At 59.8% G+C, this 25,517-nt stretch carries 27 protein-coding genes and 3 pseudogenes; 12 read left to right on the top strand and 18 right to left on the bottom strand.

Annotation, left to right across the window (positions count from 1 at the left end; all coding sequences use genetic code 11):
- Positions 1-81: 81 nt before the first annotated feature.
- The 11 genes from K529_RS22450 to K529_RS22405 all read right to left on the bottom strand — a co-directional run bounded on the left by K529_RS22450 (position 82) and on the right by K529_RS22405 (position 7,070).
- Positions 82-234 carry an antitoxin PaaA2 family protein gene (locus K529_RS22450; RefSeq protein ID WP_005668776.1) on the bottom strand — a complete coding sequence of 51 codons (153 nt, stop codon included), beginning with the start codon at positions 232-234 and terminating at the stop codon, positions 82-84.
- Positions 224-388, bottom strand: coding sequence for a hypothetical protein (locus tag K529_RS23770; protein WP_165595912.1), 165 nt, complete (start codon positions 386-388; stop codon positions 224-226). Before K529_RS23770 ends, K529_RS22450 begins: the two co-directional genes overlap by 11 nt.
- A 94-nt stretch (positions 389-482) precedes the next feature.
- Positions 483-1,001 (bottom strand): type II toxin-antitoxin system YhaV family toxin, encoded by a 519-nt coding sequence (locus K529_RS22445; protein WP_005668774.1) that lies wholly within the window; start codon positions 999-1,001, stop codon positions 483-485.
- Complete coding sequence (locus tag K529_RS22440; protein ID WP_005668772.1) at positions 998-1,324, bottom strand: type II toxin-antitoxin system PrlF family antitoxin; 327 nt, start codon at positions 1,322-1,324, stop codon at positions 998-1,000. The genes K529_RS22445 and K529_RS22440 overlap by 4 nt, the downstream gene beginning before the upstream one ends.
- A gap of 124 nt (positions 1,325-1,448) precedes the next feature.
- Positions 1,449-2,102, bottom strand: a complete 654-nt coding sequence (locus K529_RS22435; protein ID WP_005668763.1) for a DUF6927 domain-containing protein — start codon at positions 2,100-2,102, stop codon at positions 1,449-1,451.
- Complete coding sequence (locus K529_RS22430) at positions 2,102-2,695, bottom strand: hypothetical protein (RefSeq protein ID WP_005668761.1); 594 nt, start codon at positions 2,693-2,695, stop codon at positions 2,102-2,104. Before K529_RS22430 ends, K529_RS22435 begins: the two co-directional genes overlap by 1 nt.
- Positions 2,696-2,769: 74 nt before the next feature.
- The gene (locus K529_RS22425) at positions 2,770-4,752 is read right to left on the bottom strand and encodes a ParB/RepB/Spo0J family partition protein (RefSeq protein ID WP_046002649.1); all 1,983 of its coding nucleotides are present in this window, start codon (positions 4,750-4,752) and stop codon (positions 2,770-2,772) included.
- Positions 4,753-4,908: 156 nt separating this feature from the next.
- Positions 4,909-5,298, bottom strand: a complete 390-nt coding sequence (locus K529_RS22420; RefSeq protein WP_005617042.1) for a DUF3768 domain-containing protein — start codon at positions 5,296-5,298, stop codon at positions 4,909-4,911.
- Positions 5,299-5,386: 88 nt separating this feature from the next.
- On the bottom strand, positions 5,387-5,596 hold the full coding sequence (locus K529_RS22415; RefSeq protein WP_005617043.1) for a DUF6330 family protein: 210 nt from the start codon (positions 5,594-5,596) through the stop codon (positions 5,387-5,389).
- 23 nt (positions 5,597-5,619) lie between these two features.
- Entirely contained in the window at positions 5,620-6,558 is a 939-nt protein-coding gene (locus tag K529_RS22410) for an ArdC family protein (RefSeq protein WP_005617045.1), read from the bottom strand.
- Positions 6,559-6,599: 41 nt separating this feature from the next.
- Complete coding sequence (locus K529_RS22405) at positions 6,600-7,070, bottom strand: hypothetical protein (protein ID WP_005617047.1); 471 nt, start codon at positions 7,068-7,070, stop codon at positions 6,600-6,602.
- 460 nt (positions 7,071-7,530) lie between these two features.
- On the opposite strand from K529_RS22405, the gene K529_RS22400 reads away from it, so the two are divergent.
- From K529_RS22400 to K529_RS22390, 3 genes and pseudogenes are all read left to right on the top strand, one after another.
- Positions 7,531-7,881: an MbcA/ParS/Xre antitoxin family protein gene (locus K529_RS22400; RefSeq protein WP_005617048.1), complete on the top strand. Its 351-nt coding sequence runs from the start codon at positions 7,531-7,533 to the stop codon at positions 7,879-7,881.
- A complete protein-coding gene (locus tag K529_RS22395; RefSeq protein WP_005617050.1) occupies positions 7,881-8,393 on the top strand; it encodes an RES family NAD+ phosphorylase in 513 nt (170 codons plus the stop codon). Before K529_RS22400 ends, K529_RS22395 begins: the two co-directional genes overlap by 1 nt.
- Positions 8,394-8,594: 201 nt before the next feature.
- Positions 8,595-9,182, top strand: a pseudogene (locus K529_RS22390) (IS481 family transposase); the annotation flags it as partial.
- Between the two features lie 202 nt (positions 9,183-9,384).
- Here K529_RS22390 and K529_RS22385 read toward each other — a convergent pair.
- A pseudogene (locus K529_RS22385) lies at positions 9,385-10,673 on the bottom strand (IS110 family RNA-guided transposase).
- A gap of 137 nt (positions 10,674-10,810) precedes the next feature.
- On the opposite strand from K529_RS22385, the pseudogene K529_RS22380 reads away from it, so the two are divergent.
- A pseudogene (locus K529_RS22380) lies at positions 10,811-11,170 on the top strand (integrase core domain-containing protein); the annotation flags it as partial.
- A gap of 30 nt (positions 11,171-11,200) precedes the next feature.
- Here the strand turns inward: K529_RS22380 and repC are convergent.
- The 4 genes from repC to K529_RS22360 all read right to left on the bottom strand — a co-directional run bounded on the left by repC (position 11,201) and on the right by K529_RS22360 (position 15,912).
- Entirely contained in the window at positions 11,201-12,256 is a 1,056-nt protein-coding gene (gene repC, locus K529_RS22375) for a plasmid replication protein RepC (RefSeq protein ID WP_005617058.1), read from the bottom strand.
- 237 nt (positions 12,257-12,493) lie between these two features.
- On the bottom strand, positions 12,494-13,462 hold the full coding sequence (gene repB / locus K529_RS22370) for a plasmid partitioning protein RepB (RefSeq protein WP_227511963.1): 969 nt from the start codon (positions 13,460-13,462) through the stop codon (positions 12,494-12,496).
- A complete protein-coding gene (gene repA / locus K529_RS22365) occupies positions 13,462-14,661 on the bottom strand; it encodes a plasmid partitioning protein RepA (protein WP_005617064.1) in 1,200 nt (399 codons plus the stop codon). The genes repB and repA overlap by 1 nt, the downstream gene beginning before the upstream one ends.
- A gap of 342 nt (positions 14,662-15,003) precedes the next feature.
- A complete protein-coding gene (locus K529_RS22360; protein ID WP_046002650.1) occupies positions 15,004-15,912 on the bottom strand; it encodes a recombinase family protein in 909 nt (302 codons plus the stop codon).
- Positions 15,913-16,138: 226 nt separating this feature from the next.
- On the opposite strand from K529_RS22360, the gene K529_RS22355 reads away from it, so the two are divergent.
- Positions 16,139-17,206, top strand: coding sequence for a hypothetical protein (locus K529_RS22355; RefSeq protein WP_046002651.1), 1,068 nt, complete (start codon positions 16,139-16,141; stop codon positions 17,204-17,206).
- 298 nt (positions 17,207-17,504) lie between these two features.
- Entirely contained in the window at positions 17,505-18,497 is a 993-nt protein-coding gene (locus tag K529_RS22350) for an arsenic resistance protein (RefSeq protein WP_046002652.1), read from the top strand.
- Between the two features lie 69 nt (positions 18,498-18,566).
- Here the strand turns inward: K529_RS22350 and K529_RS22345 are convergent, their stop codons facing one another.
- Positions 18,567-18,968, bottom strand: a complete 402-nt coding sequence (locus K529_RS22345) for a MerR family transcriptional regulator (RefSeq protein ID WP_005611030.1) — start codon at positions 18,966-18,968, stop codon at positions 18,567-18,569.
- Positions 18,969-19,064: 96 nt separating this feature from the next.
- On the opposite strand from K529_RS22345, the gene K529_RS22340 reads away from it, so the two are divergent.
- From K529_RS22340 to K529_RS22315, 6 genes are all read left to right on the top strand, one after another.
- The gene (locus K529_RS22340; RefSeq protein WP_005611032.1) at positions 19,065-19,472 is read left to right on the top strand and encodes a mercuric transporter MerT family protein; all 408 of its coding nucleotides are present in this window, start codon (positions 19,065-19,067) and stop codon (positions 19,470-19,472) included.
- Positions 19,473-19,484: 12 nt separating this feature from the next.
- Positions 19,485-19,790 carry a heavy-metal-associated domain-containing protein gene (locus K529_RS22335; protein ID WP_005611036.1) on the top strand — a complete coding sequence of 102 codons (306 nt, stop codon included), beginning with the start codon at positions 19,485-19,487 and terminating at the stop codon, positions 19,788-19,790.
- 37 nt (positions 19,791-19,827) lie between these two features.
- Positions 19,828-20,268: a mercury resistance system transport protein MerF gene (gene merF / locus K529_RS22330; protein WP_046002653.1), complete on the top strand. Its 441-nt coding sequence runs from the start codon at positions 19,828-19,830 to the stop codon at positions 20,266-20,268.
- Entirely contained in the window at positions 20,252-21,601 is a 1,350-nt protein-coding gene (locus tag K529_RS22325) for a dihydrolipoyl dehydrogenase family protein (protein WP_005611040.1), read from the top strand. Before merF ends, K529_RS22325 begins: the two co-directional genes overlap by 17 nt.
- Before the next feature lie 59 nt (positions 21,602-21,660).
- Positions 21,661-23,112 carry a mercury(II) reductase gene (merA, locus tag K529_RS22320; RefSeq protein WP_046002654.1) on the top strand — a complete coding sequence of 484 codons (1,452 nt, stop codon included), beginning with the start codon at positions 21,661-21,663 and terminating at the stop codon, positions 23,110-23,112.
- 322 nt (positions 23,113-23,434) lie between these two features.
- The gene (locus tag K529_RS22315; RefSeq protein WP_005619239.1) at positions 23,435-23,938 is read left to right on the top strand and encodes a hypothetical protein; all 504 of its coding nucleotides are present in this window, start codon (positions 23,435-23,437) and stop codon (positions 23,936-23,938) included.
- Positions 23,939-24,235: 297 nt separating this feature from the next.
- On the opposite strand, the gene K529_RS22310 is transcribed toward K529_RS22315, so the two are convergent.
- Positions 24,236-25,480 carry a sialidase family protein gene (locus tag K529_RS22310; RefSeq protein WP_005619237.1) on the bottom strand — a complete coding sequence of 415 codons (1,245 nt, stop codon included), beginning with the start codon at positions 25,478-25,480 and terminating at the stop codon, positions 24,236-24,238.
- Positions 25,481-25,517: the final 37 nt, after the last annotated feature.

The raw sequence follows: 25,517 nt of genomic DNA, 5'->3' as shown, positions 1-25,517 counted from the left end.
GTCTGAGTTCCAAAGGACAAAAAGCCCGCTTTCGCTTTTCAGGGTGACGGGGGTCAGACCGCGCTGACCTCCAAGGCTTGGTCAGGACTTGGGTTCGACCTCCCGTTTCGCATCAATCAATGCCTGTGCGGCCTGCATCACCTGAACTTGAGATGTTCCCGTGCATTTCTCCTCCAGCGCGGCCTGCACCTTCGCGCGAAACCACGCGTCATACGAATTGACATCAGCCGCCACGGAAATGCTCCTCGAGCCCGATATCCAGCAGCTTGCCGAAGTCATCGGGCATGTCTGCAACGTGCACAGCAATTGGGAAACGGTGCCCCGTCAGGTCAAGCGCGCATTGCTCCTCTAGCCCGAGGTGCTGCCTATCCTTTTCCGCCTCAATCATTGTGCTTTCTCCGACCCCATTATCAGCCGATGCTACATCTTCCAGCGGGGCGTCGTAAACGACAATGCCAAAGGGTCACAGCAAGCTGGCCCACTTACCGATCGGGCACCGCTTCAAGGGAAGTTTCGAACCGCTTGGCCGCCGCTGCAGCTTCTTTCAAGAGCGCGTCGAAATTGTCAGGTGGATTGCCATCTTCCAACATCCCTTTGAACGTCGCATAGGCATCCGTCTTGCTGCCGTAGGCGCGCAGGGTCTTGTCGTCATTCACCCAGGCCACCACGATGACCTTCGCATCGCTGTTGAACCGATAGAACAGCCGATACTGCTGGAAGAATTTCGCCCGGAACCAGTGCTTGCGGTGATCGCCGAGTGTGCCGCCTTGCCGGAAGGCGGCGGCACCCGGATCTGCCGGTATGGCCTCGGTGACCAGCTTGAAGATGGCGGCCAGCCGTTTCGTCGGGTTTTTCTTGCGCCAGGTCTTAGGATCGCGTGCCTTACGCGCCTCGACTTCCTCGATCAGCCCTTCGATCTGGTCCAGAAAGAGCGGATGCGCATAAATCGACCATCCGTTTACGACAAGGGGCGCTTGGACTGGCACGCTATCGCCGGTCATTCATCCTCGAGCGATAGCGGCGCATCGAGATCGACGTCAACGTCTCCGACCAGTGCTGCAAGACGGTCATGCAAAGCCCCATCGAACGCCCGAATGCGGTCCGGATGCGCCTTGATATCGGCCTCGACAAAATCGAGAAAGGCTCCGAGCACGGGATCTTCCTCGTCGCTGCGCACGGGCTCGATATAGACCCTGCCACTCGGCTCGGTGCAGTAACGAATCTGGTCGCCCTTTCCCAGCTTGAGCTGTTTGCGCACACCCGCCGGCACGGTCGTCTGATACCGATCCGTGAGTTTCGAGACATCTTGTGCGAGGGCTGTCATGGCAGTCTCCTGAAGAAAAGGGTCTTTGCTGCCCGCGATAGGTAATGCATTTGCATTGCCTTGTCAAGACAAGCCGCAGCATCTGCTGTCGCCGGGCAGGTCGATGAACCGTCCGGCGCAGAACCTAATTTCGCCCCGCTAGGAACTCCGCCAGCACAGGACTGGCCTCGCCTTTTGCGGAGCTCAGCAGCTCCGAGCCCGCAAGCGAGGCCTTCGATAGGCGTACGAGCCCACCGGTTTCCTCGATCCGGTAGCAGCGGCGTTTTTGCCGCCCCCGCTTGTAGTGGGTCGCGGTGACAATCTGGCAGGTGCTGCCATCGGTGAGCGTCACAGGTGCTGCAAGCTTGATCTTGTCGCCTTCCTCGTAGTTCGGGATCGCAGCCCAGTCCTGGCAGCGCTGGCGCCAGGCATGAGCATAGCTGTCTGGGTCTTTCAGCTCGGACAGCAGGGCCAATAGGCTCAGTGGCGCGCGGGATTCGACCGGTCCCGCGCTTTCCTCCATGTCCTTGTAGCCCCAGCAGCCGTCATCATATCGGGTAAGGAATACGGCGGCGAAAGTGATCGAGCCGTCAGGATCGGTGACATAGGTCGCGTCCTCGACAGGGGTGCCGTCGATATTTGTGACCTTTGTCGCCGCGTACCAAGTCGAACCCACCTTGCAGGCTTTGACCAGTTCCGTCTTGCGCCTTTCGCCCTCGAAGGTGCACAGCCGAGCAATCTCCGCTTTCTCATCCGCGTAGGTCTGGACGCGGCCGTCGGTGTAGAAGAGCCAACCCATCACGCCGCCCTCCGGTCATCGATTTCCATCAGCGCATCGAGCGGCACGCGGTAGGGCTGCATGGCGTCGAAATCCTCGCAATTGCCGCAGTTCTGCACGATCGCGAAGGTGTCGCAGGCATCCTTGAGGATGACCCGGAAGGTGCCGCCGAGGCCTGACGGCACCTCGTAGGTCCCGCCGATGAGATAATCCGAGGCCCGGCGCACGAAGACGCGGATACTGTGGCCATCGGTGGCGAGCCGGATCGCCCCCTGCCCCCGGTCGATAAGCACCTGCACGTCATCCAGGATGTCGGTGTAGAACTGGCCGGTCAGATCACGAAACGCCATGCGGCGCTGCGCCATCCAGTCGGTATCCCGAAACGGGTTCATGCCGTGGGCGAAGGCGAAAGAGGGATCGGCCTGTTCGGTGGTGACGATTCGGGTGGTCGTGCCATCGATGCCGTTTGAGCGCAGATGCACACCATTGCCGACGATCAGGATCAGGGCGGGCCTGTCCACGGGCCCGTTCCAGTTGGGCAGGAAGGTTTTGCAGGCGCGCGCATGGGCGATTTGCGCGGCAACTGCGGACGCAGAGAACTTGAGAATAGCCATGGGGATGTCTTTCCGTTGGGTGTAGGAGGGTCGACCCGCGCGGGCAGAAAGGCTTACGCGGGTCGCGTGAGGACTCAGGCCGCTTTCGCGACCTCGCTGTCAGGCTGCGGGGTTTCCGCAGTGGGCTCCGCCTCATCAAAGGCGGCACCGGCGGTCTGCATCATTGGTGGGCACCAGGCGGCCACGGCAGCGCGCTGCGCGTCTGTGAGCGTGGCGAAGGGTTCGGCGAAGAGCTTGTCGCAGAAAGCGACGATCTCCTTCTTGCTCGACGAGGCCAGCGTCACCGCCTCCTGGGCGAGACCCAGATCCTCCCCGAGGATTTTCAGCAGCCAGGCCTTCTTGAAGCGGTTGAAGAGCGCCGCATTCGGCGTCCAATGTGCGCGAATGTCGGGCATGATCTCGATCTCGAACGCCTGCATCAGGCTGTCGCGCCGCGGGTCCCGCGCGAAGCAGGACTGCGTGGTGCTGGCTGTGGCATAGGCCACGAGCTTGGCCTTCTCCCCTGCATCGAGCGCGCGAAACGCCGCGAACTGATCGGCGGGCGCGCGGGTGTCATCGAGCCAGGACAGATCAAGTGCGTCATGCGCCGCCGCCACCTGCTCGAGCGAGGTCTCGTCGATCTCGTCCATCTTGGCATGGCTGCGGTATTCCTTCCGGGCATCGATCTTGATCGCCTGCGTGACACTCATTCCGCTGGCCAGAACATCACTCACCAGCTTGAAGAGCGTCAGATTGAGCGTGGCCTTCGGATGCAGCGCCATCGCGGCGCCAAGGGCCATGGCTCGCTCGGTCTTGAGGTCCTCAGCCAGTGAGGCTGGATAGGTGATTTCCCCGGGGTCCGGGGCTTCTTCCCCGGTCGGGTTACTTGAGGAGCCGCGTGCGCCCTCCTCTTTCACGGTATCCTCCGGGCGGACGAGACCAACATGGAGCGTGATCTGCCCACCCTGCCACGACGCGATCACCCCAGACCGCGCGAGGTCCTCGGCGCTGTAGGCCTCCTGCAGGTCGCGGGCTTCCTCTTCCAAGGCGTCGACGCGGTCGTAAAGCGCGTTGTAGGCACCGTCCTCGAGCCCCTCATCCTCCATTTCGAGCTGCAATTTATCGAGCTCGGCGGTGATCTCATCGATGCGCTTCTGGGCAGCCTCATCCGGCTCGATCGGGCCGGGATAGACGCGGCCGTAGTCGGCCATGGTCGCGTAATCATAGCGGACCATCGCATCGGCCCAGGCAAAGCCCAGCTTGATGCGGGCCTCTTCGGCGGCGGCACCGAGCTTCTCGAGCAGGATGGTCTCGACCAGCGCCGCATCTTCCAGCACCGAATGCTCTTCCAGAAGGTCAGCCGCGATGGCGCCGCCCCGCGCCTCGTAGTCCGCGCGCACGAAAGCCCCGATATCATCGCTGACCTGCACACCGCGGGATTTGAGGGCCTGACGGACGGTATAGGCCTGCAGATAACCGCCATCTTTCGTGAGCGCCTCGAAGACCTCGCGCTGTGCCTCCTGGCTCGGGTGCTCGGCGAAGGCCTTCATCGTGTCGAGCGTGATCACCTTGCCCCGGGCCGCGGCGCGGATGTCGGGGTGGATCAGGCCATAGCGCAACCGGCCTTTCACGGCCGCCACTGTGGTGCCGAAGGTCTTTGCGATCGTCTCGGGCGTCTGGCCGTCGACCTCCATCATCCGGGCGAAGGCCTCGAACTCGTCGATGGCATTCATCGGTGCCTGGGTGATGTTCTCGGCGAGCGACAGTGCCGTGGTGACGTCGCAGTCTTCCGGCACAAGGCGGCAGTCCACCTTGGTCTTCGCCGTGAACCCCTTGGCGGCCTTGTCGCCAACCAGTTCCTTCAGCGCGGCATGGCGCCGGCCACCGGCGAGGACAGCATATTTGCCGTCGAGTTTCTGGACCAAAAGCGGCTGAAGCAGGCCCAGCACAGCGATGCTGGCCTTCAGATGCGCGATGTTCTCGGGGTCATAGGTTTCCGGCGCGTTGCTGCGCACATTGGCGGGATGCGGGACCAGATCGCCGATGGCGATGGTGAGAGGGGCAAAGTTCGTGGTCATGGGATATCCTTCCAGGAGGGTGAGGTGTGGCCCGCGCGCTCACGCGCGTGACCAATCCCCGGCTTCAGGGATCACCACGACAAAAGGCCCGCTTTCCCTTTTTGAGGGGCAGCGGGCCTTCATCGTCTCAGATGTCAGGGTGAGGAGTCCCCTGCCCTACCAGTCGCGCGCCAGCATGATGGTCAGCACGCGCATGGTGGTGGCAGGATTGTCCGGGGTCTCAGCCCCATAGCGGAAATCCGAGTCTGCTTCATAGAGATCGATTTTCCAGAACACGGTCTCTCCCCGGATCTCGACCGCCCCGAAATCGTGCCAGCCCTCGGGATCATTCTCAGGCTCGAATGTATCGAACGCACCGGTGGCCTTCACCGCCTCGGCCATGAAGCCGTCACCGGCCTCCATGAGCGAGCGGGTGACATGCATCCGGCCTTGGATGGGCTGCGCAGGCGGCACGCCAAGGCATGCAAGCTTGCGGAAGGCATCGTTCTGCACCGCGATCACGGTCGGATCCGGACGGTCTGGCTGGGGTTGAACATTCATGGACATGGGGATCTCCTTTGAGAGGTTTGAAACACCCTTCTCAAAGCCCGCTTTTTCTTTTCCGCTTGGCGGATGAATCGAGGCCGAAGACGCCCTACCCGAACAGCCCTTTGGGTCTGTAATTCGGGTTGGGGATGGTTTCGATCCAGCCGCCTTGTTCTTTGATGCTCTCGAGCGCTGCCGAGAGCGGATAAGCGCCCTCGGCAGCGCTCCACCAATAGGCACCGCGCTTGAAGGTGATGATCTTGCGGCGGCCGTCGTTGAAGCAGGCCACCCGCAGCGTTTTGGGTTCCTTACGTGACATAGGTGTCTCCGTTCTCCGTGCGGTCAGGCGGCCTCGGCACTGCGACCTGCCCTGCCCACCTCCGATCTGGCGATCAGATAGTCGCAAGCGCGCTGCGCGTCAGCGGCGTGCTTGAAGATCGCGCCCTTGTCCGACCGAAGAACGCGCAACCAGTTGTGGAGATAGGCGGCATTCATCTCGAGCGTATGAGCCGTGAAGCCGAGCGTCTGACCCAGGAACACCGAGGTCAATTCCGCGACGATCTCCTCGCGCGCATAGGACGTGTTGCCAAACTTCGAGAACCCGAAATCACGGTTCAGTCGATGTGGGGCTTTCGTGGCATGGGCCAGCTCATGGGCCCAGACCCCGTAGAAATTGCGCGGGTCCTGGAACCGCGTGATGGATGGCATGTAGACCTTGTCCACGGGGGGCAAATAGTACGCCTCCGTGCCCGTGAAGACGGTCATGATGTCGATGGCATCGAAAAACGCCTGCATGTGCGGGATGGGCTCGGACGGGGGATTTTCAGGCGCTGGAGCGGGGTCCGGATAGAAACTGTCGGGCAGGCCCTCGATCTGGCAGGCATTGAACACGCGGTAGGATTTCTGGAAGCGAAAGACGCGGGCTTCCTCAGAGCTATCATCCCCATCGCTGCGACCGTCCTCATCGGCGGCGTTCGTCCGGCTTTGTCCGTAGTAGACGACGACAGACGACTTCTCGCCCTTGCGGACCTTTGCGTCCAACGCATTGGCCTGCGGCAGCGTCATCCAGAAGGGAGAGCTGTGGCCCGCCATCACGGTCCGCATGGTCAGCAGGAAATTGTTCACGCCCTGGTAGGGTTCCCCGCCCACGCGCAGGGGGCGACAGCTGCCACCTGCGGTCCATGGCTTGCGCCACGGCAGGACGCCGCGCTCGATGATGCGGATGATTTCGTTTGTGATGACCTCGGAGGCATCGAATTTGGGCGTACGGGATCGGGCCATGGCTGGCCTCCTTTTCGAGTTTTGGTGAGAGGGAGTGGTGACTAGGTTGACCGACGGGGCCGCGGATCGTTGGCGATCTTGGCACCGAGGGCTTCGACCATGTCGATGTAGGTGGTCAGCGAGACGGACCTGCCAGGACCGCAAGGGTCAGGGTCGGTCGATCCGTCCCGCGCCACCCGCGGCAGGTTCGCGAAGACGATGACATCGGTGACGGTTCGGATATCGATGAACGGAGTCCCTCGTGCGACCGCAAGAGCGGCCAAGGGAAAGCGCTCGATCGGCGCGAAGGTCGAGACGGTGGTCCAACCGAGATGGAGGAATGTCCCACCCTCCCCGCAGATCACATGCGCGTTTGGCAATGACGCCGCCTGCTTCAGATAGCCGAAATCACGCAGGACGGTCTGGCGTTTGAGCCGCTGTGCCAGCGCCGTTTGGCCAGTTCGGCGCAGCTCTCTATGCCGCCACCAGGAGGCGGCGGTTGCGCGGAGCACGCGCAAGACACCTGATTGCATAGGAATGCCCTTCATCCGGAACGGCAGACCGGAACCCGGCCCGGACCCATCTGCGGGACCCCAAAGGCCCTCATCCGTCAGTCACAAAACCCGAAGAACACTTTCACTTTCCAACCGCCAACTGGACCGCGGAAACTGACAAGGGTCCGACACCACCGCGATTCCCAAGGACTTCATGCAGTCAGTGCCGGTTGGGGTCCAAGATCGGCAAGGTATATCGGCAACCCCAGCCCGACCGCAGCAGTCTTTGGCATATTATCAATAATTTATCTGATGTTCTCGATCGGCAAAAAACGCGCCTACTGCGACTTTTCAGGCCCAAAAATCAGGATTTCCGGCGTTCAGAGCAATGCAGCGTTACGGATTAGCATGGGAAACGAAGGCACAGCGCCTCCTGACAGCTTGAAATTCAGCAATATTGTCGCTATATACCGTCAGTATCACTGTAGGAGCATAGATCATGCACATCACGAACTTTGCTGAAGCTGGGCAATTCGAACCGCGCAAGATCGCCGCGGTGCTACGCACGTCAGCAGAAGAGATCGCATTGACCGTCGGCTTGGGCAAAGACGCGTTGCAGAGGCGAACCCGCATTGGTTCGGACAAGACGCAGCGCCGCCTGCGCGAATTGGTAGAGGTGCTGAACAAAGTCGAGCCCCGCTTCGGCTCAGAACTGATGGCCTATGCATGGTACCGGTCAGAGCCCCTGCCCGGCTTTGATGGCCGGACAGCCATGCAGCTGGTGCAGGAAGGCAAAGCTCAGCAAGTTCTGGAATACATCGATGCGGTCGATGCGGGTGTCTTTGCCTGATGCCGCTGAAAGATGGGCGCTACACGGGGCCACTCTATCGCGCCCTGAACCCGGTCTATGCGCGTGAACCTCTGTCCGGACGAGGCGCTGAACTCTATGGAGGGCGCTTCAATGCCAAGGGCACCCCTACCCTCTACACCTCGCTGGATCCCGCGACCGCTCTTAGAGAAGCCAACCAGGTCGGCAGCCTGCAACCCACGATCCTGGTGTCCTACAAGGCCGACCTTGGGCCTATTTTCGATACCCGCGATCAGGACGGACTTGACCGGTATGGCGCGACCGAGGCGATGCTTGCCGACCCTGCATGGCGCATGAAGATGCTCGATGGCCAATTGGTGCCGACACAGGAGTTAGCACGGGCCCTCATAGCAGATCGGTTTGCGGGGCTCCTGATCAAGAGTTTTGCGAAGGGTGCGTCGTTATCGGACTTCAACATCGTGCTGTGGGCCTGGACTGACAACAACGGTTCTTTGGAAGTGGTGGATGACGAAGAGCGGCTGTCACGCATGTGAGTTGTGAGACTTGGTGCCGGATCTGTCCACCGCGGTGGACATCGGCCGGTCGGAGGAGCACGGAATGACCGCGCAGTATCGCCCTATTGGAATTTGGCTCGGTGGCTTTGATGCATGTGGAGAGACCGCGCGTCATTGGACTAGGTGTTTAGTCCCATCGTGTGCTGGTCTAGTTATCTGTGACCATCAGAAGGACGCACTATGGGACAAATTCTTCACGGCAGCGCCACGACCACGCACGCGATCCGAACAGCAATACAGCGATCGTGCGCTTCGAACGCGGCGCTGAGCCGGGAGTTGGGCATCAACGTCAAGACCGTCGCCAAGTGGCGCAAGCGTCAGACGGTTGAAGACGTGCGGATGGGTCCGAAGGAAGCGCATTCGACAGCTCTCAGCGTCGAGGAGGAAGCCGTGATTGTCGCTTTCCGGCGCCACACGCTGCTGCCGCTCGATGACTGTCTCTACGCCCTGCAGCCGAGCATCCCACATCTGACGCGTTCTTTGCTGCATCGATGCCTGCAGCGCCATGACATCAGCCGTCTGCCGGGCATGGAGGGCGACAAGCCGAAGAAGAAATTCAAACGCTACCCCATCGGCTACGTCCACATCGACATCGCCGAGTTGCGCACGGCCGAGGGCAAGCTTTACATGTTCGTAGCCATATACCGGACCTCAAAGTTCGCCTTCGTGCGGCTGGAGAAAAAGGTCGGCAAGATGGCCGCTGCCCAATTCCTGCGCGATCTCATCGCGGCGCTGCCCTGCAGAATCCACACGATCCTCACCGACAACGTCCTATGTCGGGAATTTCCGGCTGCTTAGGTCAGCAGGTCATGGAGCATCCGGAGCCCCGGACGCCCTGACAGGTTTGCCCAGACGGGCTCTGCCGTCAAGAAATGATCTCTTCCATAGCAAACACAGGGTACGCGCTCCGGCGGCCCTCACCGTCCTTAATACGAGATCCCAAATCCCAAGCAGAAAGCCCGAACATTATCTACGAGGTCAGCGAACTGCCTCCACGGCCATTACAGAGAGAGGTACTTCCGCCTGGGCTCACCCCTCGAAGAAGGGGCGATAAGGTTCACCGTGTTTGACCACAGCGTGAACGGTGCGCGCCATCTTGGCAGCAATCGCGGTATAGGCCTTGCGGCGCAGGTGAGCATTGTGCCGGTCCTTCGAAATGTAACGCTCGAACTTGTCGCGGAAGCTGTTTGTCTTCTTCAACGCGGCCGTCTGACCCGCCATCCAGAGCGTGCGCCGGAGCCGGGCATTGCCATATTTGGAGATCTTGCTTTGTCCGCGGACCATCCCGGATTGCACGGTGGCGAGATCCATGCCGCAGAACTTAAGGAACTGGCGGTGATGCCGGAAGCGGCGCAGATCACCCGCCTCAGCCAGGATGGTCATTGCGTTGATCGGGCCGATGCCAGGGATGGTCGTCAGCAGCTGATAGTCAGGCAGGCCGGACAGGAGTTCGACGGATCTGGCCTCAATCTCATTGCGCTGTCGGATCAGGCTGCGGCCTTCGGCGAGAACGAGGCGGAACATACGCACGGCGTCGGAATCCGGGCCGACAGGAAGCCCGACTGAACCCGCAGCAGTCGTGTAAATGTCTGAAAGCAGGCGTTCTTTGGCAACCTTGCGGCCGACGACTTGCCAGGCATCGGCGATGAATGCCTGTCGGCTCATGGCCGAGATCATGTGAGGGGACGGGTACTTATCGAGAAACGCCAGGAACCAATCCGTCCGGGAGCTTCTGTGAAACCGCTCGGCTTCGGGAAAATAAAGAGGCAGGTAATGGGTCAGGATGCGATGCCAGAGTTCGGTCTTCGACCGCGAAACGATCTCATGGGTCTTTGACAGTTCCTGAATGTCAGCGGTTCCGGTGGCCAGCGGATCATGGAAGAACTGCACGGCTCCGATCTCCAGCATGTGAAGGATGACCTGGGCGTCCTTCGGATCGTTCTTGTCCCAGCTGTTATGCAGGGCCTCGCGTGTCCGGGCCAAACCCACGGAGGACACGAGCTTCAGTTCGAACCCCGCTTGGCCGAGATAATGCGCCAGTGCCCGGTGATAGTTGCCGGTTGCTTCGAACCCGATACGAACCGGCAGGCCGTAACCGGAAAGAGCCGCCACCAAACGTTGAAAATCGTCCAGGGTGTTGGTGATGGTCATGCGGCGGCGGCGTTTCTTGCCGGGAACGCCAATCAGCACTTCATGGCGGTGTTTGGAAATGTCGATGGCGACCAATAAGGTCGAGACGGTAAAATCAAAAGCGGTCATAGCCGGTCTCCTCAGCGGTGTGGTCTACGCAAAACCACTGTTGAGACCTGAGACCCGGTTATGGCCACCCGCTGCGCGGTTTGAGGGCTGCGCGCGTGGCCATAACCTCTCAGCGGCCAATCTTCCCGACGTGCTACGGCATCCAGTTCACAAACCGCAAACAGGATCGCTATGCGATGGAGCACATCTTCGACCGGGTCTGCTCAGAGCACGGGATCGAGCATCGCCTGACAAAGGTGAACCATCCCTGGACCAATGGCCAAGTCGAGCGCATGAACCGCACGATCAAGGAAGCGACCGTCAAGCGCTACCATTATGAGGCACACGCTCAACTCGAAACCCACCTCGGCGACTTCATCGCAGCCTACAATTATGCGCGTCGCCTCAAGACGCTGCAGGACCTAACGCCATTCGAGTTCATCTGCAAAATCTGGACAAGAGAGCCAGAAAGATTCACTGTCGATCCAACCCATCACACGCTGGGACTAAACACCTAGTTGCCAGTCAGACGTCCACCGCGGTGGACACTAGGCGGTTTGCATAGCAGTTTTGGATAGTCGCTTGATCAAAGCCACTGGATCAAACTGGTCTTGACGTTGGCCCAAGGTAATACTGTGAAAATACGCTCCAAAGTCCCTGATGCGTTTTCCAAGTTGTAGCATGATGAAGATCGCGCATGACGCTTTCTGAGCTCCTACTGCATTCATGGCTTTCTCGAATGTATCTGGGTGAATCCCCATCATGGGTGCAAGTGTTCGAGCATGGTTTTCAATGTCCAACCAGTTTCTAAGTCTCTCTGTGGAGAACGATGTCGCTTGATCGCAAACTGAGGTTAGCAAGTCTGGTTTCAGAGCTTCATTGCCTATGTTGCTTTCTAAATCTTTTTTTTCTTCTTCAGACTTAGATTGGTGTCGGACAGTTTGTCCGTCATTGGCGGGCAATTCTACAGTTTCTGGTGGGTCATCTGGGGTATGCAAACTCTGGCATTCTCTGTCTGTGTCTGCGAGTAGCGCGTGGTATTCAGGGAGGCTCAGCTTCCTGCGCAGAGCTTTCCGTGCGTGGTTGATGAATGTGTTGCTGGGATCATGCTCTTCCAAATGGGCGAGCTTTGTAAGGATCTGTTTGCGGGCAAATATCCGATCCCGCCGGTTATTTTCCATCTCATGTGCGATGGCGACAAGCTCGTTCGCGCGTTGGAGGAGGGGGGCTAGAGACAGTCCATAGCTGATGCATTGACCGTCGGATGAGCGAACGCGGTAGCGCTTTCGGTTCGAGCTGTCATTGCGCTTGATGAAACCGAGTTCAACGAAACGGTTGATGTGTCTGCGGAGGGTCCGTTCGTCGATACCGCCGACGCGCTGGCAAATCGAGTTGTTGGACGCGAAAACCGTTTCGCCATGGCCTGGTTTCAAGAAACTGAGCATTGCTTGAAGTGTTTGGATATGGCCAGGACGTAGACCGAACACGCTGCGTGCATCTCTCAGTGCCCTGAAGATGGTCCAAATGTCGGTTTCAGCCGCAGAAATTGGACCGCGTGATGCATCAGCACCAGCGGTTCCGATCGATAGTTTTGTAAATGCCATGGTTTGTTCACGACGACCGTTTGGCCCACAACTTCCCAGTCTCTTCCCAAGATTTCGCTCAGAAAAAGGCAATAAAATCCGTCCACCGAATCGGTGACTCTTGACCGGTTTGCTGGAGGTTGCTACATCATGAGTGCTAATCGAATGATGAGGGCTCTCCAGGGGAAACTTTGGGGGGCTCTTTTCTTTCTGGTCTTCGCTTTTCTCCTCTGCTCGCGTTACTCTGTGTGGCTTGGGTTAGGACCCAGAGCCGCTCTCATTCCGCCACTGTTCGAAGAGCTGCAAAAGCGTTGCCTCCGCGCGCTCTTCGAGCCATCGGCCGAATTCTGGGTTGTCCTTCTTGGCGATCTTGATGGCGATCGTTTTCTGATCGACTGTCAGCGTTCCCACAGAGCTACCGTCCCCATCTTTGACGACGGACGTTAGGCTGCGGTTGGCTTGCTTATTGTCGCTACGCGCCTTGTTCGAGCAAGCCGAGTAGACTGCCTGAAACTTCTCCGCGCTTGGAGTGTCGTCGGGCAGGGCGGCAATCGCCTCTTTGGCCGTGTTCACCAGATCTATCTTTTTCGAGAACGCCGCCAGGTCACCCCATTGCCGTCGTCCGATGCCATGTGCCGGCCCGATCAGCTGTACAAGCCCTTCTGGCAGTTGCTCTATGACGACGCGATGGTTGGATACGCCCTGCCGTGTCAAGCCTAGAGCATCCTGAATAACGTTTGGCTTGTAACCTGATTCCTGCATCTCTTTGATAAAAAGAGATTTCTCGATAAAAGACGGGTCTAGTCGGAGGTTGTTCTCTTGGCCCTGTGCGATCAGAGATGCGTCGTCATCCAAGGTTCGAACGATCGCCTTGACCGTTCCGCCGACCATGCGGATTGCTGCAAGTCTGCGTCGGCCGTAGATGATACGGTATCTGTCCGGTTGGGCCGATGGACGGACCATAATTGGCACTTGTTGCCCATGCTTGCGAATGCTTTCGGCCAACTCATCAATACTGGAATCCTCCAGCACCAACCGATCGCGCAGACCATCCATGTCAATCTGATCGGGCTCGATGTCCCGAATGGAATTCGCGGTGATCTCGCGCAAAGAGTCGCGCAAGCCGCCAACAGATCCTGGCAGTTTTGCCGCTTTTGGCGGGGTAGGGGAGGGGGCCGCGCTCTCCTTCTCGTCCTTTGGAGGCTGATTGAAGATATTTCGGGCCATCAGCGACGCCCCCATGCCATTTGGATTGTTTGCTCCAACTCATCGCCAACGCCGTTCACGCTGGTCAGAGCGCGATCAATCGTTTTCCTGATGAACTGGCTCGGATCAACTTCGTAGACGGTTTGCTGGGTCATACCGGCGTCCGAGATTGCTGTAGACTTCAGCATTGGCTCAGTCATGACCTGTCCGGCCAAGATCGATCTCAGGTAGCCCGCCATCTGGGTCTGAGGCCCGTCCGACGGCTCGTATCTCGTGATCAAGAACTTTACGAAGTCCCATGTAACGCGCCGGCCAATGGCTTCTTCGACAGCCTTTACCGTTTCCGAAGCAAGTTTCAGGAACTGGCTCATTGAAGCAATGTCGAGCATGCCTGGTACGACCGTTACCAGGAGTCCCGTCGAGGCTGCCAACGCCGTTAGGGTCAGAAAGCCAAGTTGAGGCGGGCAGTCGATCAGAACGATGTCGTAACGCGCCTCAACTTCCTCAAGCGCTAAGGCGAGGCGCTCCGCAAATATGGGCTGCACCCGACGGGCGAGGGCGTTTGCCGTCTCAGTTTCGTATTCCGAGAGCATTAGGCCCGCCGGAACCATATCGAGCTTATGGAAGTAGGTCGTTTGGATGACGTCGGCGAGTGGAACTTGCTCCTCATATCTCAGAGCATCATAGATTGTGCCGCCTTCAGCGAACTCGAGCTCAGGCCGAAAACCGAAAAAAGTGGTCAAACTTGCCTGCGGATCGAGATCCAAGACCAACACTCGGTAACCTCGCAAAGCATACCGTTGTGCAAGATGGATCGTCGCTGTTGTTTTTGACGATCCGCCTTTGAAATTGACGACAGATATCACCTGGAGACGATCGCCTTCACGTCGACCGGGGCGGTAGCTTTCTGCGTTCTTTCCGGTGCGCCCCAGAATGTCGCGCAGCTTATCGATCTCTTGGGCTGTGTAGAACCGGTGTCCGCGGTTGTCTGTATGAACTTCCGGGAAGCTGCCGTCCTTGTGCCGGTTGCGCAGGTTAGATGTGCTAACGCGCAGGAGGCTGGCAACTTCGGTAGAACTGAAACGGCGCAGGGACTTTCGTTCTTCGGGCTCGAAAGCGATCTTCATCTGGCGATCCAAAGATTCAGCCAGATTGTCGGCAAATGCTCCGATGTCAGAAGAGCCTATGCCTTGCGCGTATCCAACGTTACGATCATCCATGTCCTGCCGCCCACTCTCGGCCTCTGTTGAGGCTCTTGGTCATTCTGACGGTGTACAGCGCGTCTGACGCGCTTTGCCGTCAGAACGGGAATGCCACGATCAAGTGAGTCCGGCAAGAGGAATCTAGATGTAGTGTGAAAGTTATCCACAGCACCAATACGTACAGTCACATCAAGATAACCGCAAGTTGTTGATTTTATGGCAATAAGTCCACAAGACCGTGCTTCAAGCCACTCATGAGGATTGTTTGGACGGTATTGGCTAAACCCATGCAACCAATGGCACAATTGACCTTCTGACGGTGTTTGGAGCGATAGATCCAGCTGTTTGAGCCTCTGCTAGTTACAGTTGGGAGTGAGCCGATTCTGATGAAATTAGGCCAAGCCGCTCCGCTCGTTCGAGCAACATTTTGACCGAAGACGGCTGCCAGTTGGCACGACCTCGAGGGGTCCGTTCGCGCATCGATTCCAGCCGGTCGCAGATCGCCTGCAGCGTGATCTCGGGGTCCGCGCCTTTGATCGCGGCGACAATCGCCGGCAGGCGGTCGTCGGTGTAGCGGCGCCCGGCGCGGGTCAGCACCTCGGCGGGCAGGAACCCGTCGCGCACATAGGCGCGCACGGCGCGCAGCAGGCGGCCCTGGGTCCAGCGCCGATCCGGGGGCAGGGGGGCGTTGATGATCCGCAGCACGTCCTCCCAGGCCATGTCGGGCCGCAAGCGGCGCACATGGGGCACCCAATCCTGCGCGGTCTCGTTCAGGCGCTCCATGTAGCCGTCCTGCCGCGCCAGCCGCACCTTGCGCAGCGCGGCGGGATCCTTGGCGCGTAGCCCAGGATTGCCACCAACGCGCCCTTTGGCGCGCGCAGAGGCAAGCCCGGCCTTGGTGCGTTCGCGGATCAGAGCGCGCTCGAACTCGGCCGCGGCACCCAGAACCTGCAGCGTGAACTTGCCTTGCGGGGATGCGGTGTCGATGGGATCCTGCAGGGAGCGGAAGAAGGCGCCCTTGGCCTCTAGACGTTCGATCACCTCCAGCAAGTGCGACAGAGACCGCGCAAGCCGGTCGATCCGCACAACGACCAGCGTATCGCCGCTCTGGACGCGTTCGAGCACGCGTGCCAGCACTGGTCGCGCGCGATTGCCGCCCGAGGCGTGCTCTGCAAAGATCTCGACGCAACCCGCAGACTGAAGGGCCTCAGACTGGGGCAGGGGGGTCTGATCCTCTGTGGAAACACGGGCGTAGCCTATCAGGGGCATGAAATCGGGCCGTTTGCAATTTAAGGTATCGCTACTAAACGACCGTTTGTAAGCGAATTCAAGTGCGGGCTCTGTGGGGCTGTTCAATACAAAGCCCTTGGTTCCCTTACGCTGAGCGCGATCAGCGAGCTCTCGCAGACCATTGCGCGCGCGTGCTATATAAGGTGTGCAGGCGCACCCTGACAAAACCCTTGGATAAAACGCAAAAGTACCATATTTTGCACATATGGAGCCTCAAGCATGTATAAATTATAGTATTTTTGATGATCCTCTTGAGGATGCGGAGGAGCTTGAAGAGACTTCTGAGGACGACCTGTGGTTCCTGCCCGGTCCGATGGAAGAGGAGCCGCATTTTCTGCCGCCCGGACCTAGGGCCGAAGTGCGTGAGACCGCTGTTCTCGACGATTGGCGACATGCCGAGGCGGGCCATGCTGCCCGCCTTGCCCGTGTGGCCTGCCGGATCGGGGCGTTAGACGACCGTCTGAAGCGTGGCCCGGAAGGCTGGCGGCACAGGCTTGCGTTGATCGAGGCGGCAGACCTCAGCTGGTTTGCAGGCGACCGAATTGGCCCGGATCGGCTGGCGCTCTGGATATCCATGCGCTTGTCCGGCGTGCAGGACGACACCGCAGCGCTTGCGCGTGTCGGATGGGCGGTGCGGCGTCTTACAGGCGGTCCCGGCCCAGAGGTGGACCTGTCCGCCTTCCTCGATCGCCGTGACCCCGAGAACATGGTGGATGAAGCCGAGCCCTTCGCGGATCGCGCGGGCGGGTGGCTTGACCTGATGGCGCAAGCCGCCGACCTGCACCCGATCACGCGTGCCTGCATGGGGTTTCACCTCTGGAGCCTCGCGGGCCTCGGACAGCAGAGCAACCGCATGGAAGCGGCGGTCACGGCGTCGCGCATTGCCGCGCATGAGGGCGAGGGGGCAATATTCGCACCCCTGGCCATGGGTGGGGCGGGGGCGCTGCGCGCCGGCGGCCCCCCGGCTGAACGTTTGGCGCGATGGCTCGAGAAAATGGAAACGGCCTGCCTGACCGCGATGCGGCACCTCGACGATATCGAGACATGGTCGGCGCTGGCGGAAGCCGAAATGACCCCACTCTCGGGCAAGACGCCGCCAGCCCTGCGCGGAGTGCTGACCGAATGGCCCCTGGTCTCTGCCCCTATGGCCGAGGCCCTGACCGGAGCCAGCCGCGCCGCTGTCCAGCGCAACCTCGCCTGGATGGAAGCGCGGGATCTGGTCCGCGAGCTAACAGGGCAAGGACGGTTTCGAATGTGGCGCGCCACAAACTGATGGTCGAACCGATCTGTGCGGCGGCCATGTTGCGTCTATCCGCAGCGCAGCTGAAACGGTGAGGAGCGCCGTTTTCCAGATTCTCGAGGTCAAAGAGTTCGGCTGATCGGCTGAGACAATTCGGCTTTCGCCGCGTCCCCAACTACCATGAAAGCATTGTCGACTGGGTCGTGACCGGTCTGCGGGTATAAACCGGACAGACCATACAACGCTCCAAGCGACGAACGTGCCGTTGTCGTAACGGCCTGTCTAATGATGTCTTTTTGAAAATCGCCGACGGAAAGAGCAGGGGCAGGACATGAAGCTGCAAAATCTCGAACGCCATCAAGCCTGGATCTATCTCGCTGCCATCCTCTCCGGTCTGGTCTTGGGCGCGCTCGCGCCCAGTATCGCGGGGGTGTTAGAAGCACTGCTGTGGCCGGTGCTGGGATTTATGCTTTTCACTACCTTCGCTCAGATGCCGCTCGCGCACTTGCCGCGCGCGACGCGCGACCGGCGTTTCATCGGCACCCTGCTGATCGGCAACTTCGTCCTGGTGCCGCTGCTGGTCTGGGGGCTGATCGCGTTCCTGCCTGACGATCCTGCGCTTCGGCTCGGGGTGCTTGTCGTGCTGCTGGTGCCCTGCACCGACTGGTTCATCACATTCACCTATCTCGGTCGCGGCGATGCGGTGCGTGCCGCGACCGCGACACCGATCCTCCTCGCGGTTCAGTTCGCCTGTCTGCCGCTCTTCCTCTGGCTCTTTCTGGGCAACGCATTCCTTGAGCTTCTCGCCGCCGATCGCATTGCCGCCGTCTTTGCGGCGCTTATCCTGCTGCCGCTCACAGCGGCTTTCCTGCTGGAGCGTTGGGCAGAGGCGCGCCCGGAGCGGGCCACGATAGTAAATCGCCTCGCCTGGCTGCCGGTTCCGCTTCTGGCTGTCGTGGTGTTCCTGATCGCGGCCTCGCAAGTCGACGTGGTACGGGATGCGCTACCGGTTCTGGCGCAGGTGGCGGGCGTCTACGTCGCCTACCTCGTCGCCGCAGCACTTCTGGGTGCGGCGACCGGGCGGGCGGCCGGATTGCCCACTAGCGTGCGACGAACGGTCATCTTCTCGCTCGGAACCCGCAACTCCTTCGTCGTACTTCCGCTGGTGCTGGCGCTCGGACCGGAGTGGAACGTGGCGGCCGTGGTCATCGTCTTCCAGTCGCTCTTCGAGCTCTTCGGCATGGTCGCCTATCTGTGGATCGTGCCGCGCTATCTGGTCCCCGAAAATGCGGCGAACACGCAGGACTCCGCGGCGAACGAATGATCGCAAACAACGGCGCTGGCACCATTGCCCGCTTGGCTGACATGCGTGGGCGTCCTCAACTATGGCCCTTCAGGTCACCTCCGTCAGCGCGTCGATCACAGGGCATTCAGGGACATCGTCACCGGTGCATTGCGCCACGGTGGAGGACAGCACGCGTTCGATGCGTTTGAGATCGTCGATCTTGGCGCGGACCGAGGCGAGATGCGAATTTGCAAGACCCTGCACCTCACCGCAGGTCTGGACCCCGCCATCGACCAATGCGAGCAGATCGCGGACTTCGTCCCGCGTGAACCCCAGCTCGCGTGCCCGCATGATGAAGCGCAGGCGCCCGACATGGCTCTCGTCATAGGCCCGGTAATTCTTCGACGTGCGCGGCGGCTCGGGCATGACGCCGATGTTCTCGTAGTAGCGGATGGTCTCGAGGTTGCATCCGGTCAGTTTGGCCAGATCGCCGCGCCTGAGGACCTTCACCGATCTGTGATGATTATTCACACCAAACCCCCTTGAGCCTGTACCAGCTACAGACCCTAGATTGAGATCATCATTGAGGCAAGGATGATTCGAACCATGACTGAAACCACATCTGCGGGCCGCCAGACGGCAATGGGCGAAACCCCGGCTGCCGACAAAAAGACATGGGCGACAACCGGGCTCGGCGTACTCGGCGCGCTGGCCATGACCTCCTGCTGTATCCTGCCGCTGGTGCTGGTGAGCTTCGGCGTCACCGGCGTGTTCATCGCGCAGCTCGGCGCGTTCTATCAATACAAGTGGATCACCTTCGCGCTGAGTGCCGCCTTCATCGGATACGGCTTTTACAAGGCGTATAGCCCGATCCCGGCCGAAGCCTGCGCCGACGGCACCTGTGCGCGGCCGATGAACCGAACACTGATGCGATCCATTCTCTGGGTTGCCACCGCGATCGTCGCCGTGGCGATGATCTTCCCCTACCTGACACCCTACCTTCTGTCCTACTGAAAGGCCGTACCCATGAAGTCACTCCATCTTGCCCTTGCGGTCGTTGGCACTCTCTCAGCTTTCCCCGCCAGCGCCGCCGAACAGCGCATCAATATCGGGGTCGGCGAACTGACATGCCCGACCTGCTCCTACACGGTGGCGGCGGCCATGCGGGGCGTTCCCTCGGTCGAGATCATCGACTTCACGGAAGGAGAGGAATTCGGCACCGGCACCTACATCGTCGCCTTTGATGACGAGGCCACCGATCAGGACATGATCGTCGAAGCAATCCGCGCCACCGGCTATCCGGCGGACATCGTCGAGTCCGGTGATTCCTGATCGCATTCACCGACCCGCACCCGGAGCTGGAGACAGCATGACAGACATGAACAATAACAATGAACCCACGACCCTTTTGCGGCGCGGCCTCATCGGCAGCGTCATAGCAGCGATCTGTTGCTTCACGCCGTTCCTGGTGGTGATCGTCGCCGGGGTAGGGCTTTCGGCCATTGTCGGATGGCTCGACTACGCGCTTTTCCCGATGCTGTTCGCCTCGCTGAGTGTGGTTGCATATGCCCTGTGGCTTGAGGCTGGAAAACCCGGGCGCAATCCAAAAATCCCTCTCATCGTCCTGGCCGTTGTTCTTTCGGCACTCCTGTTCTGGCTGGAATTCCGCTTTGCGCTGCGGATATCGGCCGCCGCCGCTTTGGCGGTGGCGGGATATGCGCTCTGGCTCAGAAAATCAGGCAGGTCATCAGTGAGTCAGATCAAGAGAAACTGGCACAAGGAAAGGAACAGGCATGACCAAGACCTATGACCTCATCGTGATCGGCGGCGGCACCGCTGGAAATGGCGTTGCCCGGATGGCGGCGGAGGCAGGCTGGAGCGTCGCCAGCATCGACAGCGAACCCCATGGCGGCACCTGCGCCCTGCGCGGCTGCGACCCCAAGAAAATGCTGGTCGCGGTCACCGAGGGTGTCGAATGGGCCGAAAACATGGAAGGCAAGGGGCTGGAGACGCAACCTTCGGTCAACTGGCCCGACATGATCGATTTCAAGCGCAGCTTCACCGACAACATGCCGCCGCGCATAGAAGGCGGAATGGAGAAGGCGGGGATTGACGTTTTGCACGGAGAGGTACGGTTCACCGGCTCCGATACGATCGAGTTGAACGGCGAAACCCTGACGGCGAAGCATTTCCACATCGCCACCGGCGCGCGGCCGATGACGCTGAACATTCCCGGGGAAGAGCATCTGACCACCAGCACCGAGTTTCTTGAACTCCCCGACCGTCCTGACCGCATCGCCTTTGTCGGCGGTGGCTTCATCGCGATGGAATTCGCACATATCGTCAGGCGCGCCGGGTCCAGCGAAGTGACCGTGCTGGAAATGGCGGATCGCCCCCTTGGCAACTTCGACCCCGATCTGGTCGAAATGCTGGTCGAAGGCACCGAGGCACTTGGCATCGACCTGCGCACCAAGGCGAAGGTCACGAAGATCGAGAAACAGGGCGATGAATTCACCGTCACAGTGGAACGCGCCGACGGCACCGAAATCGTGACCTGCGACCTGGTGGTGCATGGCACAGGCCGGGTGCCGAATATCGACGGGCTGAACCTCGAAGCCGCAGGCGTCGAATACGCGCGCCGCGGCATCAATGTGAGCGACGCGATGCGCACCACCAACCCGGCGATCTTCGCCGCGGGCGACTGCACTGACAGTGGGCCCAAGCTGACCCCGGTGTCCGCCTTCGAAGGGCGTGTGGCAGGCGAGAACCTGCTGGCTGGAGAGGACGAGCGTACCGTGGATTATCCGCCGATCCCGTCGGTAGTCTTCACCCTGCCGATGGTGGCCACCGTGGGCTTGTCGGAAGCGGCGGCCAGGGAACAGGGGCTGAAGTTCGACACCCATTTCGAAAAGACCGGGGACTGGTATTCGTCGCTGCGCGTCGGCGCGAAACATACCGGATTCAAGGTTCTTGTCGAACAGGGCAGCGGGCAGATCCTCGGCGCGCATCTGATCGGACCGGGCTCCGAGGAACAGATCAATCTCTTCGCCATGGCCATGGGTGCCGGGCAGACCGCCAACCAGATTAAGGCGATGATCTTCGCCTATCCGAGCTATGCCTCTGACATCGGGTCGATGGTGTAATTTCAGAATTTTGGCCGGGCGACCGTCGCGATGTCCGGTCGCAGGCCAAGGAAGAAGACATGGACCAGACCGTCAAGAAAAAGGATTGCTGCTCATCGAAAGAGGTGAGCGGCGACCAATATGACCTCATCGTCGTGGGAGCCGGCTCGGCCGGGTTCTCTGCCTCGATCACGGCAGCCGAGGCCGGAAAGCGCGTGGCTCTTGTCGGGCACGGCACCATCGGCGGCACCTGTGTGAACGTTGGCTGCGTGCCATCCAAGGCGATGATCCGCGCCGCCGAGGCGGTCCATGGCGGCGCGTCCGCTGCCCGGTTTCCGGGCATCTCGCCTTGCGCCCATGCCGTGGACTGGGGTGGCGTGGTGAAAGGCACCGCCGATCTGGTCGAGGAGATGCGGCAGAAGAAATACATCGACCTGCTGCCCGCCTATGAGAACGTCACCTATATCGAGGAAGGCCCGGCGCGACTGGTCGAGGGTGGCGTCGCTGTCGGAGGCCGGGTGATATCCGCGCCGCGCGTCCTGATTGCCGCCGGGTCTCGCCCGCATATACCTGTAATTGACGGGATCGAGGCCGTGGAGGCGTTGGATTCCTGGGGACTGCTGACTCTACCCGACCGGCCCGAAAGCATCCTCGTTCTGGGCGGCGGCTATATCGGCTGCGAGCTGGCGCAAATGGCCTCGAGACTGGGGGTGAAGGTCACGCTAGTGACCCGCTCACGCCTTCTGCCAGGCGCCGAGCCGGAGGTGACCGAGGCGCTGACGGAGGCGCTGAAGGCGGAGGGCATCACGGTCGAGACCGGTCTTGCTTACGTCTCGGTCGCGAAAGCTGCGGGCGGCGTCAGTCTGACTGTCGAACGGGGTGGCAAGACCGAGGATCTGACCGCCGAACGGCTGGTTGTGACCACCGGTCGGATCGCCAATTCCGAGAACCTTGGATTGGAAGAGCTTGGCATCGAGACCGATGCGCGCGGCTCGGTCATGGTCGGCCCCGACATGGCGACCACGCGTGCCGGCGTCTGGGCCGCGGGCGATGTCACTGACCGTGACCAGTTCGTCTACATGGCGGCCTATGGTGCCAAGGTGGCGATCAATAATGCCCTTGGATTGGAGCAGATGCGCTATGACAACGCGGCGATGCCGTGGGTCGTGTTTACCGACCCGCAAGTGGCCGGCGTCGGCCTTTCGGAGGTTGAGGCCAAGGCGGCGGGGCACAAGGTCAAAACCAGTGTGATCACGCTCGACAACGTGCCCCGCGCCGTCGCTGCACGCGATACCCGCGGCGTGATTAAGCTGGTGGCCGACGCGAAGACCGACCGCCTGCTGGGCGGTCAGATCGCAGCACCGGAGGGGTCGGACACGATTCAGGCACTGGCAATGGCGCTTATATTCGGCATGACCGCACGGGCGCTCGGAGAGACGATCTTTCCTTATTTGACCACGGTCGAAGGGCTGAAACTCGCCGCACAAACCTTCGACAAGGATGTAGCCAAACTCAGCTGCTGCGCGGGGTGAAAAGACGAGAAATTCCGGCGACACCGACTCATAAGCAGCGCTCATTGTGAACCAGCGCGTACAAAGCCACAAAGTGCTTGTGGCGGTCAGCATTCTCTCGGCATGGAGGCTGACGGCGGTAACGGATAATCACATATTAGAGCCAGCAGTGCACATCCCACGTTTTGTCATTAGGTTGGTTATTGTGGCGGGGTTCATAAACAGACCGATCTCATCAAGATGGAAAGTGATCGGGAGTTGCCGAGAACGTCGCTGGGTCAACAATTGGTCATTACATTAGCCCTGTCTATTTGATCGCCCGCAATACAAAGAAAGAATCGCCATGAATACAGTTGATACTGATTCTCGCACAACAGGTTCACTACCCGCATTCAACGCCCGAACTTTAGGGTTAATGTTCGTCGCAGGTTTCTTTGCAACCGTCGCGTTCGATCTGTTGGGTCAGATCATCAGCCCGGGCTTGGGCTTTTCGCGGTTGTCACCGCACGGGCTAGCGAGGAGCTTACTCGGCAGCCTTGGTCTGCCGAACGGTGACTTCGCGGGATATTTCGTACATTTTTATCTTGTTGGCCTGATTGGCTATCCCGTCGGTTGGTTGTTCGTCTTTAGACCAATTTGGCACCGTATCGCGGGGCAGACGAACTGGCTTTTGCCCTCAGCGATCTATGGATTCGGCCTGTGGGTGTTCGCCATAGGGGGCATTACGTCTGTCGCAGGCCTTCCTTTCTTTCTGAATTTCACCGGCATTACCTGGGTAGCGTTGGTGGGTCATGTCCTATACGGTGTCGTATTGGTTGCGACACTGCGGGTAATTGATCGACCGTAAATCGGATCGTCGGGATGTGATCGGAGCGACGATTTGCCTGTTCGGGGCGGCAAGACCCTCGCCGTATGTTGGTGCCACCCCCGAACAGCCAGACCCGCGTAACGCTCGGGACCGGGATCATGAAAAAGCGTGGCACGCTACAATTTCCGGGCCAACGACCGGTCACTATGGATGAGAAATCACCGTCAGTTGCCAGTAGCCCTATTGCAGGAAATGCAATTCTTGTTGATGGTGATCGATGGACCCACTCCTGATGAGAGCCAAGCGAAAGAACCATCGGCTTTCGTCCGGAAACCTTCAATAGGAAGCGAAAACCGTGCGTATAGTCGAACTCGGTTTCGGATCATCCGAGTTGCTGGGCTGTGTCCACGACAGGTAAACCCCTTCATTCGTTCGCGCCGTGCGCGGGAAGTTGACCGAACCTGCGCCGTTGTTTCGCGCAATCAGTTGCAGGTCCTTACACTGCTGACCGGTTGTGATCTGGCAAGCAAGGATCACCTCGCTCTCATTTGTCCATTCGACCCACGTCACGAACGCAGTCTGAGGGTCCAGCATGAGAACATCTACCCGACCGGCAGCAATGCCCAGGCTGACTTTCGCCGGATCGCCAAAATTCCTTCCGCCGTCGGAAGAGAACGCAACCTTGACTTCCGGCTTGTCATTTGCAGCCGTGAACCAGGCCACGGCGGCTGTTTGACCGGCGGTCGCGATGGCGGGGCCATTGACCGGGCAGCCGGAGATTTCCCAGCCGTCATTGTGGACGTTTGTTGGTTCTGACCACATGCCGCCTTGGTGTCTTACGACAGATATATCCCTGATTTCCGCATCTGTTCTGTCGCGGTATGCGACAAGGACGGTGCCATCGTCCAGCGATGCGGCGGACGTCTGGCAGCATGAACAGGTCTGCGCATCGACAAGAACATCATCGGTTCGCGTACCTTCGGGCGTGATCCGGGTTGCGCGCAACTGCATTGCATCCGGGTAGTTGCTGGCTGCGCTGGTGAAAAGCGGCTTGTCATATGCGCGTCCGTCAAGCCAGACAGACATCAAGGAACCGTCTTCGAGCGGCTGGAGCGTGACAAAACCGTGTTGGCTGACCGACCGATCATCATGTGGCGTTATCGGAGCGCTCCATGTCAGGCCCTCATCCGGCGAAAGAGAGATCTTGACGTCATAGGCATAGTCGTTTTTGGAATTTTCCCACAGCCAGTGAGCCGCAAAGGTACCGTCATCAAGCGCAACAACGGACGGAAAATCGGCCCAGTTCACGAAGAGTTCGTCGGACACGGTAACAGTGCGGGCCGCGCTCCATTCTGCGTTTTCAAGGACCGACAATTTTACCGCAAACCCGTCAGGGTGTGGTTCGGTCCAACCCAGCAGGACCCGATCATCTTGCAGTGCGAACAGGGTGGGTTCCTGCGCATTGTTCCCGACCGGTGGGGCCAGGTCGGAGAACTCCAACGGCTCGGCAAGGGCAATGTTTGCCGTCATGGCCGCAAACAGATACGCAACACTCAAAACAGAATGGATTTTTGATGGCATTGCGCACCTTTCCGATTATCAGACCAGCGTCATTCAC

This window comes from Tritonibacter mobilis F1926, assembly GCF_000376545.2.
Lineage (GTDB): Bacteria > Pseudomonadota > Alphaproteobacteria > Rhodobacterales > Rhodobacteraceae > Epibacterium > Epibacterium mobile.
The sequence above is the reverse complement of the archived record's forward strand: the minus strand, read 5'-3'. Positions and strand labels throughout refer to the sequence as shown.